14 protein-coding genes are annotated in these 17,162 nt (G+C 71.4%); all 14 read right to left on the bottom strand.

Translation table 11 applies throughout. The features are described 5' to 3' along the window. Positions 1 to 173 precede the first annotated feature (173 nt). The 14 genes from KBX53_RS03890 to KBX53_RS03955 all read right to left on the bottom strand — a co-directional run bounded on the left by KBX53_RS03890 (position 174) and on the right by KBX53_RS03955 (position 17,148). Positions 174 to 1,076 (bottom strand): sulfotransferase domain-containing protein, encoded by a 903-nt coding sequence (locus KBX53_RS03890; RefSeq protein WP_030335624.1) that lies wholly within the window; start codon positions 1,074 to 1,076, stop codon positions 174 to 176. Positions 1,077 to 1,084: 8 nt separating this feature from the next. After that, a complete protein-coding gene (locus KBX53_RS03895) occupies positions 1,085 to 2,722 on the bottom strand; it encodes a lipopolysaccharide biosynthesis protein (protein ID WP_210857830.1) in 1,638 nt (545 codons plus the stop codon). Then, positions 2,719 to 4,011 (bottom strand): O-antigen ligase, encoded by a 1,293-nt coding sequence (locus KBX53_RS03900; RefSeq protein WP_247675070.1) that lies wholly within the window; start codon positions 4,009 to 4,011, stop codon positions 2,719 to 2,721. The genes KBX53_RS03895 and KBX53_RS03900 overlap by 4 nt, the downstream gene beginning before the upstream one ends. Positions 4,012 to 4,079: 68 nt before the next feature. Further along, positions 4,080 to 5,678, bottom strand: a complete 1,599-nt coding sequence (locus tag KBX53_RS03905; RefSeq protein WP_030335620.1) for an LPS biosynthesis protein — start codon at positions 5,676 to 5,678, stop codon at positions 4,080 to 4,082. Continuing rightward, entirely contained in the window at positions 5,671 to 6,186 is a 516-nt protein-coding gene (locus KBX53_RS03910) for a DapH/DapD/GlmU-related protein (RefSeq protein ID WP_245233720.1), read from the bottom strand. Before KBX53_RS03910 ends, KBX53_RS03905 begins: the two co-directional genes overlap by 8 nt. A 131-nt stretch (positions 6,187 to 6,317) precedes the next feature. After that, positions 6,318 to 8,255: a hypothetical protein gene (locus KBX53_RS03915; RefSeq protein ID WP_210857831.1), complete on the bottom strand. Its 1,938-nt coding sequence runs from the start codon at positions 8,253 to 8,255 to the stop codon at positions 6,318 to 6,320. 222 nt (positions 8,256 to 8,477) lie between these two features. Beyond that, a complete protein-coding gene (locus tag KBX53_RS36980; RefSeq protein ID WP_030335615.1) occupies positions 8,478 to 10,184 on the bottom strand; it encodes a glycoside hydrolase in 1,707 nt (568 codons plus the stop codon). 117 nt (positions 10,185 to 10,301) lie between these two features. Beyond that, positions 10,302 to 11,129, bottom strand: coding sequence for a shikimate dehydrogenase (locus KBX53_RS03925; RefSeq protein ID WP_030335613.1), 828 nt, complete (start codon positions 11,127 to 11,129; stop codon positions 10,302 to 10,304). Next, positions 11,129 to 12,322 carry an endolytic transglycosylase MltG gene (mltG, locus tag KBX53_RS03930; RefSeq protein ID WP_210857832.1) on the bottom strand — a complete coding sequence of 398 codons (1,194 nt, stop codon included), beginning with the start codon at positions 12,320 to 12,322 and terminating at the stop codon, positions 11,129 to 11,131. The genes KBX53_RS03925 and mltG overlap by 1 nt, the downstream gene beginning before the upstream one ends. Further along, positions 12,322 to 12,780, bottom strand: a complete 459-nt coding sequence (gene ruvX / locus KBX53_RS03935) for a Holliday junction resolvase RuvX (protein ID WP_030335609.1) — start codon at positions 12,778 to 12,780, stop codon at positions 12,322 to 12,324. The genes mltG and ruvX overlap by 1 nt, the downstream gene beginning before the upstream one ends. A 72-nt stretch (positions 12,781 to 12,852) precedes the next feature. After that, on the bottom strand, positions 12,853 to 15,531 hold the full coding sequence (gene alaS / locus KBX53_RS03940; protein WP_210857833.1) for an alanine--tRNA ligase: 2,679 nt from the start codon (positions 15,529 to 15,531) through the stop codon (positions 12,853 to 12,855). Continuing rightward, entirely contained in the window at positions 15,528 to 15,833 is a 306-nt protein-coding gene (locus tag KBX53_RS03945; protein ID WP_030335605.1) for a hypothetical protein, read from the bottom strand. Before KBX53_RS03945 ends, alaS begins: the two co-directional genes overlap by 4 nt. Positions 15,834 to 15,859: 26 nt before the next feature. Then, positions 15,860 to 16,324 carry a DUF948 domain-containing protein gene (locus tag KBX53_RS03950; protein WP_030335603.1) on the bottom strand — a complete coding sequence of 155 codons (465 nt, stop codon included), beginning with the start codon at positions 16,322 to 16,324 and terminating at the stop codon, positions 15,860 to 15,862. A gap of 149 nt (positions 16,325 to 16,473) precedes the next feature. Next, positions 16,474 to 17,148: a hypothetical protein gene (locus tag KBX53_RS03955; protein WP_210857835.1), complete on the bottom strand. Its 675-nt coding sequence runs from the start codon at positions 17,146 to 17,148 to the stop codon at positions 16,474 to 16,476. Between the last annotated feature and the right edge of the window lie 14 nt (positions 17,149 to 17,162).

A 17,162-nucleotide genomic window follows, 5' to 3' on the forward strand; every position in this document is an offset into this window, starting at 1 on the left:
CCCGGCCCGGTCGACCTCCGGCACCACCGCGTACCGGGCCACCGCCCGGTGACCGGCCGGCGGGGCGCCCGCCACGGTCAGGCCGACCCGGTCGTCCGGGAAGACCGCGCGGCTCACCCAACCCAGGCCGTCCCCCCGGGAGCGCGGGTCGGTGGCCGGGCCCGCCTGGGTCGTCACGCCGCCCGGTCCGCCCAGTCGAGGTCCAGCCCGAGCCGCTGGCGCAACGCGTCGTTGTACGGCCGGTAGTAGTCGGTCAGCTCAGCGCGGACCGTCGGCTCCAACGGCGCCGAACGTCGATCGTTGTAGACCTTGAAGTTGGGCAGGTCGTACGCCGGCAGACCGAGGAAGTCCAGGGTGCGCCGGTAGGTCGCGCGAGAGTCGCGGTACAGGTCCTCGCTGGGCAGGAAGAGGATCTGCTGCCGGTCGAAGCGCTCCAGCCACGGCTCCAGGTGCTCCAGGTAGCGCCCCCGGGCCCGGTACGTGTACCAGTCGTACGGCTCGCTGAACGACTCCGGTTCGGCGATCAGCCGTTCCCGCTCCCCCGCCGTACGCTCCGGCTCGGCGGCGAGGGCGGCGGCGAAGTCCAGTGGTTCGATGCCGTGGGTGCGGCGTTCCTTCCAGTGCGAGTACGCCCGCTCCACCGGGTCCCTCAGCAGCACGATGAGCTTCACCGTCGGCATCAGCGCGGCGACCCGCTGCGCGGCGAGCGGGTGGAACATGTACAGCGGGGCGGCCTCACCGACCCGGACCGGCCCACCGTGCCGCTTGGCCAGGGCGTCGCGTTGCCGCTCGGTCGGGAAATGCGAGCGGTACCAGGCTTCGCCGCGACCCCAGTGCTCCTCGAAGTAGTGCGCCGACTTGGTGTTCCACGCGGGGAACAGCCGGGGCACCAGCGGATGCTGGATGAGGTAGTTCCACAGCGAGGTGGTGCCGCCCCGTTTGGTCCCGATGATCAGGAAGTCCGGCAGCGGCCGGCGATCGCTGGTGCGAACGCCGTAGTCGACGAGCGACTCCTTCACCCGGGTGGTCACCTGGGTCGGAACCAACTGCTTGACCCGGTCACGCATGGACACCACGACGGACCTCACCTGCCTCTCGTCGATGCCGGGGCGGGTCCGGCGGCCGCGGCCGCGTCGTTCCCTCCACGGATCTGCCTCATGGTCCCCCGGATACCGGCGCGTACCCGGGGCAACGTCAACATGCCGACGCAGCCGGCCAGCAGCACCGCCAGCGCCACCGCGAGGCCGGGCAGACCGCGACCGCCCACCAGTGCGCCGACGCCGGCGGCCAGGCCCACACCGGCGACGGTGGCCACCGCGGCACGCACCATCGCGGCGTCGAACAGTGGCTCCCGAACCACCGACCGGGCGAACCCGGCGGCGGTGAGGTTCTCGGTGGCGATCCCGGCCGCCCAGGCCACCGCCGCGCCCGTCGCGCCGTACAAGGGGATCAGCCAGAGACCCAGCGACACGGTCACCGTCAACCCGGCCACGGCGGCGACCAGGTGCAGGCCGCTGCGCCCGCCCATCAGCAGCAGGCTCTGCACGTTGCCCACTCCGGTGTTGACCAGCATCGCCAGCGCGAGCACCGTCATCGCCGGCACCCCGGCGGTGAACTCCGGCCCGAACAGCTGGAGGAAGGCCAACGCGAAGACCGCCAGCAGCAGGTACACCGGCCAGGACAACACCAGGCCCCAGGTGGTCAGCTGCCGGTGCACGGCCGCCGCGGCGGCCCGCTCGCCCCGCCCGAGCAGTCGGGACAACTGCGGGGACACCGCCACCCGCAGCCCCTGCATGGCCAACTGACCGGCCAGCACGTACCGGCCGACGGCCCCGAACACGCCGGCGTCCGCCGGCCCGGCCAGCGCCGAGGTGAGCAGCACCCCCACCCACATGCTGCCGGCGTCGATGGCCGCCGAGGCGGCCCGGGGCAGCGCGAAGCGCCAGAACGTCAACCAGTCGGCGCGGCGTGGACGCAGCGTCGCCCCCCGGCCCAGCCCGAGCGGGCCGGCGACGAGGGTGAGGCAGACCAGCAGCGCCAACGCCGCCGGCACCAACCAGCCGGTCATGCCGGCGAGCAGACCACCACCGGCCAGCGCGGCGGCGCCGACCAGCACCGGGCGGGCGACCGGCAGCAGCAGGAACTGCACCCCGACGTACGCCCGGATGGGCCGTACGCAGCGCAGCGCCGCCAGCAGCAAAGTCATCGCCACCACCACCGGCACCGCGGCGAACGTGACGGTGAGCAGTGTGTCGCCGCTCGCGCCGGAGCCCTCCAGCAGCCGGGGCGCGAGCGCGTCGGCGGCCAGCACGCCCACACCGGCCACCAGGAGCCCGGCCAGCAGGGGCGGGATCAGCGCCACCGGGAGGATCCGCGCCGCGTCACCGCGCACACCGGCGGTGCGCCGGGGCAGCGCCCACATCAGACCGGTCTCCGCGCCGAGGGTGCAGATCGCGGTGGCCACGGTGACGACACCGATCGCGGCGAAGAACGCGCCCGCGCCGGCAGTGCCGTACCCCCGGGTGATCACGACGGCCAGCACGAACCCGAACAACCCGCTGGTGGCCGCGCCCAGCAGGCCGGCCACCCCGCTGCGCGCGCTGCGGCGGGTCTCGGCCGCGCCGACGTCCCCGGCGGGCGACGGTGTGGCCTGGTCCTGGGCGGGGCCGGACGGCGGCCGGCCCCCGTCGGCACCGGCCGGTGGTCGGGTGACGGCGGTCATGCGGGCACCGTCACGGTGCGCGGGGCCGCCGGCGACGCCCCGACCAGCCGGGTCAGCCGTTCGCGTTCGGTCAGCGCCATCGCGAAGGCGACGGCGAAGAACGCGACCGCCAGGTTCTGGTTCGCCATGCCGTAGAACGGGATCTGCACGAGGCAGACCACCGGCACCACCGCCAACCACTGCCCGGCCGCCGATTTCGCCCGCGCGCAGATCACCGCGGCGGCCCCGAACCACGCCAGGAAGCAGAGAAGCGCGGGTACGCCATGGCTGAACAGCACCATCCACAACTGCCCCTGGGTGCCGATCGGCGCGGCCGCCGACACGGTGTCGACGTTCACCGGAGCGCCGTAGCCCAACCACGGTGACTCCTGCACCCGGCGGATCACCTCGGTGTAGAGCGAGAGCCGGTCGGTGTTGGTGTCACTGGAGTCGACCCGTCTGCTGATCAGCTCGGTGATGGGAATGAACAGTGTGGCCAGCGCGCCGATCACCACCACCCCGACGATCGACGCGGCCACCCGGACGTTGCCGCGCAGGCTGGCCCGCACCCCGAGCACCGCCAGCCCGGCGCCGAGGCTGAGGAACATCGCCCGGTTGAGGGTGAGGAACGCCGGTGCCAGCGACAGCGGCAGCGACGCCAGCAGCGCCCAGCGCAGCAACCCGCGCGGGCGCAGCATGGCGAAGGCCACCACGCACGGCAGGGTCATGGCGTACGCGCTGCCGTAGTTGTTGGTGTACGCGAACGGCGCCGCCGGCCGGTAGATCGGGTTCAGCGAGCGGGCGCTGTACTCAGCCGTGGTGAGGTGCACCATGTCCTGGATGAACGGGGTGCCGGCCACCCCGCCGGGCAGCAGCACCTCCATCGGGGTCGTCATGGCCAGCCGGGGCACCAGCACCCCGAGCCAGCCCAGCGCGACCAGCCCGAACCAGAACGTGCAGAGCGGGGTGAGCACCGCCACCAGGCTGGAGCGTTCCCGGGCGGCGGCGTAGACGTAGACGCCGACCACCAGCGCGGTCAGGTAGAAGGCCAGGCGCAGGGCGAAGGTGAGCAGCGAGGCGGGCGACGACAGTTGGGTGGCGCTGACCACCACGATGGCGAGGAAGAGCAGCCAGATGCCGGCCGCCGGCGGCAGCGGCACCCGCCCCCGGGTGAGCAGCAACGCGAACAGCAGCGCGCCCAGCAGCGGCCAGCCGAGGTAGAACGCGCCGAGCAGCCACCACAGTGGCACCAGGCCGAACATCATCGACAACGGCCAGAGCGGCAGCTGCGGTGGCGCGGACGGCGGCAGCGGCGCGGCCTGCTCCGGAGCGCCTCCGGACGGTGGTTCGGTCGCCGGGGCGCGGGTCACCGACACGCTCAGGCCCGGCCGTTTCGGGTGAGCACGAAGCCCAGCGGGGTGACGCCGGCGGCGCGCAGCCGCTCCACGAGGCGTCGCAGGTCGCTCTGCCGGGTGCGGTCCCGCTCGACGACCACCACCGCGCTGCCCTGCCGGGCGACGGCCACGCCACGCTCGTCGGACTCCGCCGGAGGGGCGTTGAACAGGACCAGACCGTGATCGGCGCCCTGTCGCCAGGTGCCGAACCGGACACTGCCCACTCCCACGGCAACCTCGTCCGGGGCGACGACGCGATTGTTCTCCGGGCGGGCGGACGACACCCGCGGCAAGGTCAGCGTGGCGTCCGGGTCGGTGGACGGGCGGGCGCCGGGCGGGTGCGGGGAGGGTCGACGGGCGGGGGCGCTGTCAGTGGTGGCACCGGCGGCCGGTGTGCTGCCGGCCGGTCGGGGCTTGGGCACCAGCGGCCGGGACGGGTCGATGGGCAGCCGCCCCCGGTCGGCGAGCACGCTGGCCCGCAGCCGCTCGATCCGGCCGCTGTCGTCGGCGACGAAGACCTCCCGGCCGTCGACGGCGAGCGCCACCGCGAGCCCGGCGGTGAGCGCTGTGGCGTCCTCCCGGGCGCTGAGCAGCGCCACCCGGGCGGGCTGCCGGACGCGCTCGGCGACCGCCATCGCCACGTACCGGACGTCGGCGTCGACCGCCCGGGGGCTGCCCCGGAACGCCGGTCGGCGCACGGTGCCGAGCAACGGCAGGCCGGAGGCCTCCCGGCCGTCGGCGACCGAGCGGACCCGCCGGTCGGTCGACTCCCAGAGGTAGGCCAGCACGATGCCGACCAGGGCGCCACCGAGCAGGCCGGCGACCAGGTAGAGCGGCCGGTGCCCGGCGGAGGTGACCAGCGCCTTCTCGGCGGTCTGGGTGACCCAGCCGGGGTTGACGTCGACGGCCGCGATCTCGGTACGGGCGGCGTTGAGCTGGGTGAGCTGGTTGTTGATCCCGGCCAGCTCGGCCACCAGCGCGTCACCGGCGGCGGTGTCCTTGGCGGTGTTCGCCCGCTTCTGCAACGCGGTCTGCTGGCTGACGACCTTGGTGATGCTGGCGTCGTAGGAGCGCAGCATCTCGGCGCGCTGCTGCTCGTACATGGTCCGGCGCACGCTCAGGTAGGCCTCGGCGGCCATGTTGGCGCTCTGCACCGCCCGGTGCGCGTCGCGCGCCTGGTAGGTGAAGCGCAGGATCTGCCCGCCGGTGGGCACCTCGACCTCGAGCGCGTCGCGGATGTCGCGCGGGTCACCGCCGGCCGACTCGGCGAGCCGCTGCACCACCTCGGTGCCGGTGGCGATGCCGCTCTCCACGTTCATGTTGACCGCGCGGTCGGCGCCCGCGCCGCTGGGGGTGAAGGCGTCGGTGACCACCGGTCGGACCGCGACCACCGCGCTCGCGGACAGCGCCGGCGGCACCAGCAGCACGTAGCTGAGCGCGGCGAGCAGACCGACCAGGGCGACCGCCGCCACCAACCGCAACCGGTGCATCGGCACCCGCAGCAGGTCCGTCAGTGTCACGGCCCGGGAGGTACCGGAGGACGGGCCGTCCGTGGGCCAGGGGGCGGGCGCTGCGTCAGTCATGGAACTTCTTCACCGTCTGTTGAGGATTGCCGACGACCACGACGCCGGGTGGTACGTCCGTGCGGACCACCGTCGCCGCGCCGACGACGCTGTCGCGGCCGACCCGCACGCCCTTCAGGACCAGGGCGTGCGCGCCGACCCAGACGTTGTCCTCAAGGACGATCGGGGCCCGGGTGAGCGGGCCCGGCGGTGCGTGCCGCTGTTCGGGAGGCAGGTTGTGGAAGTCGTTGTCGAGCAGCTCGCAGTCCGACAGGAGGCACCGGTCCCCCACCGTCACGGACGTCCAGGTGCCGATCCAGGTGGCGTTGAGCAGACAGTCCGCGCCGACGCGCACCTCGCCGGGGCCGGCGAAGCGGACGAGCTTGTTCAAGCGGGTGCGGTCACCGATGGTCACCCGCACGCCGCGACGCAGCCGGATCCGGCCACGGATCTCCACGTCCCGGCCGAGTGTCAACCGCCGGTAGCGGAGCCGGTACCAGCCGCGTTTGACCGCGAAGACCAGACGCACCGCGCGTCTCGTTCGGATGCCAGCGGCGCCGAGCAACGACCCTCCCCCACGTCGCGGGGCCGGTGGCGGCGGTAGCCGCCACCGGCCCTACGTGAACAATCTACCGATCCTCCGTTACGAACGGTTGACCCTTACTCTACGGAGAAGAACGTCGATGGGGTAGACCAGGACAACTCGGGCGTCGCGGTGCTGACCACGAACCCGGTGGCACCGCTGACCACAGCGGCCGGCGCGGCCGTCGGATCGAACGCCACACTGCGCAGGTTGCCATCGGTGGCCCCGTAGACGATCCGGCCGTTCACCCAGGCCATCCCCCGCACACCGGACCAGTTCTGCCCGGTGCTCGGCAGTGTGAACTCGGTGGCGCCGAGGTAGTTACCGTCGATCTCGAAGTAGCGGTAGAAGAGACTGTTCGCCCCGGTACGGGTGTAGTAGAGCCTGCCGTCGAGGAAGAAGGCACCGGTGAGCAACGCCGGGTTGTACCAGTCGTTGTAGCCGGACGCCTCCCACGGCGAGCCGATCGCGCCGCCGTTGAAGAGCGAGACGTCGATCCGGCTACCGGTGGGCGTGCCGGCCACCGTGTGCGACCAGTAGATCCGGTCGTCGACCCGCCACGTCGCACCGGCCGCCGTGTACGCGGGCTGGCTGACAGTGGTCGCGGTGCCCAGCGCGGTGCCGTCGAACGGCACCTTCGCCACAGTGCCCGGGGCGGTGCTCAGGTAGAGGTTGCCACTGGTGGCCGACGGGGGGTTCTTCGGGGCGATCGTGCGCCCGCCGGCCAGCGGGAACATGCCCAGCCGGCCGTGGTACTCGTCGCCCATGCCGTCGGAGTTGTGCCCGAAGTAGAGGCCGTCCGAACCACGCCACAGCACCGGTACCGACGAACCCCACGCGGTGGTGCCGGCGGGCATCGACGCGCTGCCACTGCGGCGCGGGTTCCAGTTCACCGGCATGCCGGTCGCCGGAGTGACGGCGGCGATGCCGAGCCGGTCGATCGCCCCGTTGCCGGCGTTGTCGCTGGCGTTCGGGTTGTTCAGCCAGCGGAAGTGCCCGCCCAGGTAGATGATGTTGTCCGCCACCTCCACCGAGGTGATGGTGTCGTTGCCGGTGAAGTCGACCCAGGTGGCGAGCTGGCCACTGCCCCGCGCGGCGGTCTCGAAGCGGACCAGGGCGTCGCAGTAGGCGGACGGCCAGCCCGCGCCGCCGTTGGTGCCGACCACGAACCAACTGCCGTCGCCACCGAACTTCACGTCCTGCACGTAGTGCACGAAGGTCGCCGGCGAGGCGCACGGCGCGACGAACTTCTCGGTGCTCCAGTCCAGCACCGCGGGCGTCCCGGAGACGTCCACCAACGCCATCTGGTTGCGCGGCAGGCCGTTGACGAGCGTGAAGTTGCCGCCGACGACCAGGGTGTCGCCGTCCGGCGCGACGTCGATGGCCCAGACGTACGACGTGGTGCTGTGCCGCCCCACCGTGGCGTCGATGCTGAAGCTCGGGTCGATCGCGCCGGTGGTCGCGTTGAGCCGGCCGAGACCCACGTGCGCGGTGCCGTTGAGCCAGTTGAACGCACCGGCCACGTACAGCCAGTTGCCGGACAGCGCCAGGTCGCGGACCGTGCCACCGTCGGAACGCCCGACCCAGCTGTCGATGATCGCGCCGGTCGACGGGTTGAGCGCCACCAGGTTCTTGCGGGAGACGCCGTTGACGTTCTTGAAGGCGCCGCCGACGATCAGCGTGCCGCCGGGGCCGGCGATGAGGGTGTTGACCGCGCCGTCGAGCACCGGAAGGAAGGTGGTCGACATGGTGCCGGTGGTCCGGTCGTACGCGAAGAGGTAACGCTGCGTGATCCACGCGGAACTGGCGGTCTGCCGGAGCTGGGTGAAGCTGCCGCCGACGAAGACCGTGTTGCCCACCTGCGCGAAGGCGCGGGTTTCACCGTCCCGGGCGTGCGGGGTCGCGTCGGCGGGGTTCGCCGACACCAGCGTCGCCGTCGTCGGGGCCGGCACCACAGCGGCCGACGCGGTGGTGGGCACGCCCAGAGCTGCGGCGATGATCGCCAACGCGACCATCCCCGCCCGAGTACGACGTCGTCCTGCGGAACGCCACAAGTGCGGAAGTATGGGCACGCTGCGCCTCCAGATTGGATGAGAACCCGAGGTAGCGTGCCTCGTCCAGCCTGGTTAACAAAATCCGCCGATTGGGCGGTGCATGAATCCGCAAGCCGACAGAACGCCGGAGGATCGGTTGCGCGACCCCCCGGCGAACGCCGTCCGGTCAGTTCATTCGGGTCGTCAGCGGCTACCTCCGGTGGGTTGCCGCAGGTAGGAGTCCTTGCCGGCCTGCGTGAAGCCCGCCACCGCCGCGGCGTCGTGGTTCATCGTCATGTCACAGGTCGACGTGCGGCTGGTCATACCGGCCGAGTTGAAGTAGATGGCCGCCTTGATCTTCGGGTGCGCCTTCAACGCCGCTGGGAACTCCTGGAACCAGCGCTGCTTGGCGCCCGGGTCGGCGGAGTTGAAGTTGGTGCCGAACTCGGCGAGCATCCGGGGCTTGCCGGCGCCGATGCCGTTGTCGTCCAGCCAACGGTAGAAGCCACCGATCGTCGTGCTCGGGCTCTTCCACACCGTGCTGCCGTTGCAGACGTGGAAGTTGTACGGGTCGTAGGCGACCCAGTCGACGTACCGGTCACCGGGGTACAGGCCGGCGTACCGGGAGTAGTGCCCCGACCAGCCCATCATCGTCCAGACCCAGACCGCGTTGGTCGCGCCGGCGCTGGCGAACCGCTCGTGGACGTAGCGCCAGGCCCGTACGAAGTCGGCGTCGCTGCCCTTGTTCGGCTCGTCCTCCGGCTCGTGGTCGAAGCCGATGAACACCGGTACGCCGGCGGCCCGGATCCGGCCGGCGACCGCGTCGATCGTCGCGTCCTGCTTGCCTCCGTAGACATCGGACCACTTGAGGGTCGTGCCGGCGGAGAAGTCGCGGGACTCCCAGGCGAAGAACATCAGACGGCCTTCGCGCATCTGCTGCTGTTCGTACACGTCGGGGAAGGCGCCGTTGCTGCCCGAGTTGGAGAAGTCGTGGTAGCGGTGCACGATGTCGAACTTGCGCCCGACCTGCGCCTCCACGTCCGCGACGGCCTTGCCGTGGTCCCAGCCGCCGGCCGCTCCGGCCGGCGAGTACATGCCCCACCAGGCGCCACAGGACGGGACGAGCTTGTCCGAGACGGACCCACACTTGCCGGCCGGCAGGGTGCCGGTGGGGCTCGGGGTCGCCGTCCGGGTCGGGGCGACGGTCGGCGACGGCTTCGGCGCGGCGGTGGTCGGTGACACGCTCGGCGCCGGCGGCGGCGCCGGCCGGGTGGTCGTCACCGGCGACGGCCGGGACCCGAGGTCGTAGCTGATCACCAGGCTGGGTCGCAGGTCCGGGTTGCGGTTCTCGACCGACGCCCAGTAGATCCGGCTCTCCAGGCCGCTCTGCGCCAGCGAGACCGTCCAGGTGCCGTTGCCGGTGACCAGCTTGGAGACGTCCCACTCGTTGACGCCCTTGGACACGCTGGTCACGCTGTCCAGCGCGGCGCCGGCCGGCGTCAGCGGAGGCCGCGACTCGCGGGCACTCAACGGCGACGCGTGCGCCGTCACCGTGGCGGCGAACTGCTGCCAGGCGTGCATCCGCAGCGTCGCCCGGACGTTGACCGCGGCGGCCGGCACGGTGGTCACCGCGAACTCGATGACCGCCTCGCGGCCACCGCGCGGGTTGCCGTCGCAGCGCGTCGCGCAGGTCGCGAGGGTCGTCTTGGCCGCGTTGTCACCGTCCTGCGTCACCGCGGTCGCGGTGGTGTCCGCCGCCGCCCGGATCGACAGGTCGTCGCTGGCCAGCAGCGGCATCATGGTCGCCACGATGCCGGCCACCACCGAACCGCCGACCACGCCGATGGCAATCGCCTTACGCCGGGGTCCGGAACGGAACCGGGTGATGCGGTGCAGTCCGTGCCTGGTCAAGGAAACTCCCTGTGTCTGCGTCCATAACGGTGAGCAGCGTATCGATGACCAGCACAGGTCGCAGGTAGGACAGTTTTCCGTAAGCGCGTCTTAACCGTCAGCTAAGGTGTGGACGCTTCAGCCGGCGCGAGCCGCCGCCAGCGCGGCGGCCATCGCCGCCCTCGGCGCGACCACGCCGGTGAACTGCTCGAACTGCCCGACCGCCTGGGCCAGCAACAGATCCAGGCCCGAGACGATCCGGCAGCCGGCCGCGTCGGCGGCGGTCGCCAGCGGCGTCGGCCACGGGTCGTAGAGCGCGTCGAAGAGCACAGTGCCCGGCCGCCAGGCCACCGCGCCGGCCAGCGGGTCGGCGACGCCCTTCGGCACTGTGGAGACGACCACGTCGGCGGTCGAGAGGTGCCGGGGCGCATCGGCCCATGGGGCGGGCGTCAGCGTGACACCCACGGCGTCGGCCACCGGCCGTAGCTCGTCGACCGCCTCCGGTCGGCGGGCCACCACCGTCACCGCCGAGCAGGCCAGCTGCGCGGCGGCGGCGAGCGCGGCGCGGGCCGTCCCACCGGCACCGAGCACCGTCACGGCGGCACCGGCACTCACCCCGGCGTCGGTGAGGACGTGCACCATGCCGGCGACGTCGGTGTTGTCCGCGTACCAGGAGCCGTCCGGACGGCGTACCAACGTGTTGGCCGCGCCGACGGCGGCGGCGACCGGCGAGGCGGCGTCGGCCACCGCGAGCGCCGCCTCCTTGCCCGGCATGGTCACCGACAACCCGGCCCACTCCGGGCCCAGGCCGACGACCAGATTCGGCAGCTCCGCCGCCGCGCACTCGATCCGGGTGTACGACCACCCGGTCAGTCCCGCCGCCGCGTAGCCGGCGTTGTGAATCACCGGGGAGAGGGAGTGCGCGATCGGTTTGCCGAGCACCGCCGCCCGCCGCCTGAGCGCCATCAGATGATCCCGGCCTCCCGGGCCTTGGCCTCGTTGCGCTGGTGCTGCTCGTACGTCTCGGCGAACTCGGAGTGGCCCTCCTTGTCGATGGCCACGAAGTAGAGCCACTTGCCCGGCGGCGTGTTCATCGCCCCTTCCAGGGCCTCCTTGCCGGGGTTGTTGATCGGGGTGGGGATCATGCCCCGCAGCTTGCGGTTGTACGGGTTCTTCGGGTCGTCCAGCTCGGCCGCGGTCATCTGCTTGGACGACTTGGTCGGCTTGCCGATCGACTCCAGGTAGTAGTTGACGGTGACGTCCATCTCCAGGCAGTTGCAGTTGAACTCGCCGTACGCCCGGTTGTAGGCCACCCGGGCTACCTTGCCCAGGTCGTCCTTGTTGCCCGCCTCGGCCTGGGCCAGTGAGGCCACGATCAGTGCCTCGTACGGGCTGACCTTGCGCTTCTCCTGCACCTGGTCGGCGAACTTCATCTCCCCGGTGACGGAGAGGAAGCGATTCACCATCAGCTTGAGGATGCTCTCCGCGGTGGACTTCGGCGGAATCTCGTAGGTGTCCGGGAAGAGGAAGCCCTCGACGGACTTGACGATCTTCTTACCGTCGTCGCGCTTGAACCACCAGTCCGGGACGCCGAGCGCCTCCGGGTCCTTCGCGGCGGCCTGGAAGTCCTTGACCGGGATCTTGGTCTTCTCGGAGAGCAGCTTGTAGATGTTGAAGCTCGTGCGGCCCTCGGGGATCGTCAGCCCGTTGACGATCTTGTTCTTCAGGTCCAGCATCGCGGCGACGGCGTTCTCACCGCTCATCTGCTTGCGCAGCTTGTACGTGCCCGGCTGGATGTTCTTGCTGCGCGACTCGGCCTCGGCCGCCTCGATGAAGGCCTTCTGGCTCTTCACCACATCGGCCGCCACCAGGGCGTCGGCCATGTCGGCGAGCAGCGCGCCGTTCTTGATCTCGACGGTGATCTCACCGGCCCCGCTGCCGTCGTAGTCGGGGGTGACGAAGTAGTTCTGGATCCGGTCGAAGCCGTAGAACGCGCCGCCGCCGATCGCGCCCAGCAGGACCAGGGCCATCAGCAGTGCCAGGAATGTCTTGCCCCGGCCGCCGCCGGACCCGCTCTTGCGCTTGCGGAAGCCGCGCCGGTGCCGACCCTTCTCCCCCCGCTCCGGCTCGTCGAACCCAAGGTCCAGATCGTCGATCATTACGTCCGCCTCCGCTGCGCGTCCAGCCAGCTCTGCAGGATCTCCACCGCGGCCGCCTGATCGACAACCGCACGTTGACGTTTACCTCGGACGCCACGCTCGGCAAGCCTACGAGAAGCGACCACGGTCGACATCCTCTCGTCAGTGAGCGTTACCGGGACAGGCGCTATCACATCGACCAGTCGGTCAGCGTACGCCTTCACGTGGGCGGCCGCAGGGCCGTGCTTGCCGGCGAGGTTGACCGGAAGGCCGACGACAACCCCCACCGCCTCGTGCTCGGCCACCAACGCGGCCAGCTCGGCGAGGTCGCTCGGCACCGCGTCCGGCCCCGCCGTGAGGTCACGGGCCAGGGTGACCAGCGGCGTCGCCAGGATCCCGTCCGGGTCCGAGCGGGAGACACCCACCCGCACCTGACCGACATCCACGCCGATCCGCACCCCACGCGTCAGCTCAGCCACCGACGGTCACCACCGGCCAGGTACGAACCAGGGCGGACCAGATGGCCCGCCCTGACCCACAGTAATGATTGATCACGCCTCGGTGATCGCCTTCTCGACGGTGAGCAGCAGGGTCGGCGCCTCGGCCGCGGGCAGACCGCAGCCCTGCGCCAGGTCCGGACTGCCACCGCCGCGCCCCGAGAACGCCGCCTTCACCAGATCCGACGCCGCGAGGCCCCGACCGCGCGCCGCCGCGTTGACCGCCACCACCAGGGACGCCTTGCCGTTCGACCGGGCCGCCACCGCGACCACCGCCGGCCGCGCCGGGTCGATCTTGCCGCGGATCTCCTGGGCCAGGGTGCGCACGTCGTTGCCGGCCGCGCCCTCCGGCGCCTCGGTGCCCACGTACGCGACCCCGCGCACGTCCTTGGCCTGGGCCGCGAGCGCCGCCGCGCCACCCAGCACCAGCTGGGCGCGCAGCTTCTCCAGCTCCTTCTCGGCGTCGCGCAGCTGGGTGACGGTCTGCTCCACCCGGTCGGCGACCTGGTCGTTGGGCACCCGGTACAGCTCGGCCAACCGGGAGACCAACAGGTGCTCCTTGGCCAGGAAACCGAACGCGTCCATGCCGACCAGCGCCTCGACCCGGCGGACACCGGAACCGATCGACGACTCGGAGAGGATCTTCACGAGGCCGAGCTGGGCCGAGCGGGCCACGTGCGTGCCGCCGCACAGCTCCCGGGCGTAGTCACCCACCTCGACGACCCGCACCTCCTCGCCGTACTTCTCGCCGAACAGCGCCATCGCGCCGATCCGCCGCGCCTCGTCCAACGAGGTGATGAAGGCGTGCACCTCCAGGTCGGCCAGCAGCACCTCGTTGACCTGCTGCTCCACGTCACGCAGGACGCTCGGCGACACCCCCGTCGGGGTGTTGAAGTCGAACCGGAGCCGACCGGGGGCGTTCAGCGACCCGGCCTGGGTGGCCGACTCACCGAGGAAGTTCCGCATCGTCTGGTGCACCAGGTGGGTGGCGGTGTGCGACCGGGAGATCGCCCGCCGCCGGGTCGTGTCGATCTCGGCGAAGCCGGCCTCACCGGCGCGCACCTCACCCCGGATCACCCGGGCCCGGTGCACGATCAGGCCGGGCACCGGCTGCTGCACGTCGAGCACCTCGACCTGCCCGCCACCGACCGTGATCATGCCCTGGTCGGGCTGCTGGCCACCGCCCTCGGCGTAGAACGGGGTGGTGTCCAGCACCAACTCGATGGTGTCACCCTCGGTCGCCGCCTGGCGCGGGCCGTCGGCGCCGAGCAGCGCCCGCACCGTCGACTCGCGGGACACCTCGCTGTACCCGGTGAACGTCACCGGCCCACCCGCGTCGAGCACCGAACGGTACGCCGACAGGTCCACGTGCCCCGTCTTGCGGGCCTGCGCGTCCGCCTTCGCCCGGGTCCGCTGGTCGGCCATCAGCCGCCGGAAACCCTCGTCATCGACAGTGAGGCCCTGCTCGGCAGCGATCTCCAGGGTCAGATCGATCGGGAAGCCGTACGTGTCGTGCAGCTGGAACGCCTTCGCACCGGACAGGGCGGAGCCGCCCGCCGTGCGGGTCTCCGCGATCGCGGTGTCCAGGATCGTCGTCCCCGCCCGCAGGGTGGACAGGAACGCCTCCTCCTCCGCGTACGCGTAATCCGCGATCCGGTCGAAGTCGGTCGCCAGCTCCGGGTACGACGGGGACATGCAGTCGCGGGCCACCGGCAGCAGCTCGGGCAGCGCCCGGTCCTGCCAGCCGAGCAGCCGGATCGACCGGATCGCCCGACGCATGATCCGGCGCAGCACGTACCCGCGACCCTCGTTCGACGGGGTCACCCCGTCGCCGATCAGCATCAACGCCGTCCGAACGTGATCGGCGATCACCCGCAGCCGGACGTCGTCCGGGTGCGACTCGCTGGCCACGTGTCCGGAGTGCGCGCCGTACCGCTTACCGGTCAGCTCCGCCGCCCGGGTCAGGATCGGCCGGACCTCGTCGATCTCGTACAGGTTGTCGACGCCCTGCAGGATCGAGGCCATCCGCTCCAGGCCCATGCCGGTGTCGATGTTCTTCGCCGGCAGGTCACCCAGGATCGGGTAGTCCTCCTTGGTGGTACCCGGGCCCCGCTCGAACTGCATGAAGACGAGGTTCCAGTACTCCATGTAGCGGTCCTCGTCGACCGCCGGCCCACCCTCACGGCCGTACTCCGGGCCCCGGTCGTAGAACAGCTCCGACGACGGGCCGCACGGCCCGGGGATGCCCATCGACCAGAAGTTGTCCGCCTTGCCCCGGCGGACGATCCGCTCGGCGGGCACCCCCACCGACCGCCAGATCTCGTACGCCTCGTCGTCGTCGAGGTAGATCGTCGGCCAGATCCGATCCGGATCGAGCCCGTAACCACCCTCGGCGATCGGCTTCGTGGACAACTCCCACGCCAGGGGGATCGCCCCGGCCTTGAAGTAGTCACCGAAGGAGAAGTTGCCGTTCATCTGGAAGAACGTGCCGTGCCGGCTGGTCTTGCCGACCTCGTCGATGTCCGGGGTGCGGATGCACTTCTGCACGCTGACCGCCCGCTGGTACGCGGGAGTCTGCTGACCCAGGAAGTACGGGACGAACTGCACCATGCCGGCGTTGACGAACAGCAGGTTCGGGTCGCTGATGGCGGGCAGCGGAGCGGACGGCACCACGGTGTGGCCATTCGCCTCGAAGTGCGCGAGGTACCGCCGCTTGATCTCCGCCGTCTTCATCGCTGGTGTTCCTCCGGAAAGATTTCTCGATCGCCGATCCGCGGGTCTTCCCGCAGGTCGGCGAACTGATCGTCGAACGCCTCGCCCTGGGCGAACGCCTGGTGGATCTCCTGCTCGCGTTCGGCCATCCCGACCCGGACGTCCTCCACGAAACTACGCAGCGACTCAACGAGGCCGCCAGCGGATTCCGTCAGCGAGCTGGCGATGCCGGCCGGCGTGTACGCCTGCGCGGTCCGGGTCGCCCGACGTACCACGATCACGCCGACGGCCACCCCGACGCCGAGCCAGAACAAGCGCTTCATGTCCCGCTACCCCCTGGTCCGGCCGGTCAGCTGTTGCCGCGTCGCGCGGCCCGTCGCTGCTGCTTGATGGTGTCGCGCACCTGGCGCTCGGTCTCGGCGTGCCGACGGCCGGCGGCGGCCTTCCGCACGCCGTAGCCGAACGCGGCCACCTTGACCAACGGGTTGGCGGCCGCGGCGGAGACGACGGTGGCCAGGTTGGCGACGTTGGCGGTGACGTTCTGCGCGTGGCTGGTCATGGTGTCGACCTTCGCCAACTGCAGGTTCACCCCGTCGAGCGAGGTCTGCACCTGCTCCAGCGCGGTGTTGACGTTCTTCACAGTGGTGTTCACGTCGCCGAGCAGCGGCGCCGTCCGATCGTTGAGGTCGTTGATCATGCGGGTGGTGGCGTCAACCGTGTGCCGCAGCCGCAGGATGGGCAGCGTCAGGATGAGCACCAGCACCGCGAACGCGGATGCCGCGATCAGCGCCGCGATCGCTCCAATGTCGCCCATGCCTGTCCTCCTCATGCAGAGTTCCGCAGGACCCGACGTCCTCGGAACGCACCACCATGACACCCGGGCCGGCCGCCGAGCCGTCGGCGTTGACCGACGGCGGGCGTGCCCGCCAGCCCCAGACCCTACCGTCCGTGATGGAGACCGGCTCAGGACGGTGAGGGTGTCAGCTCGCCCAGCGGATCCGCACTGACAGTGGGGAACGGATCCTCACCGGTCAGTGACGGGTCGGTGGTCGGCTGCGGCCTGGTCCGCTCGTCGTCGATCGCATTGCGCACCTTCACCGACACCAACGAGCCGGTGCACTCGGTCGCAGCGGCCGACGGGTCACCGGACGGCACGACTGCCGGCTCGCCGTCCACCGGCGGTGGCACGCAGGTCGGCTCGCGGACCCACAGGTCGAGGGTCAGCTCGTCGCGACGCCAGCAGGTGTAGCTGCCCTTCGTCTGCTGCTCCGGGCAGCGGCTCACCTTCCACGGCCGCCACCCGTCCGCACGCAGCGCGTCCTCGTAGACCCGCGCGGTCTCCTCGGGCGCCTTCTCCGAGGTCACGGTCCGCTCCCGCAACCGGCAGTCGATCAGGCACCACCGGCTGCCGCTGACGTCGTCGACGGTCTTCGCGGCCGCCCAACCGGGCACGTTGAGCTGGTCCAGGTTGTCGAAGACCGGGTCACGGCTCAGCGTCCGGAGGCCGAAGAAGAGCGGCACCGCGCCGAGCAGCACGACACTGACCAGCACCAACACCGCCGCGCGGAGGCGGCGTCGTTCCCGGGTCTGCCGGCGTTCCTCGGAACGGGCACCCGGCGCGGCGTCGTCGTCCGGCACGTCCTGGCCAGCCG

It is taken from the genome of Micromonospora sp. M51 (genome assembly GCF_018070305.1).
Lineage (GTDB): Bacteria > Actinomycetota > Actinomycetes > Mycobacteriales > Micromonosporaceae > Micromonospora > Micromonospora parva.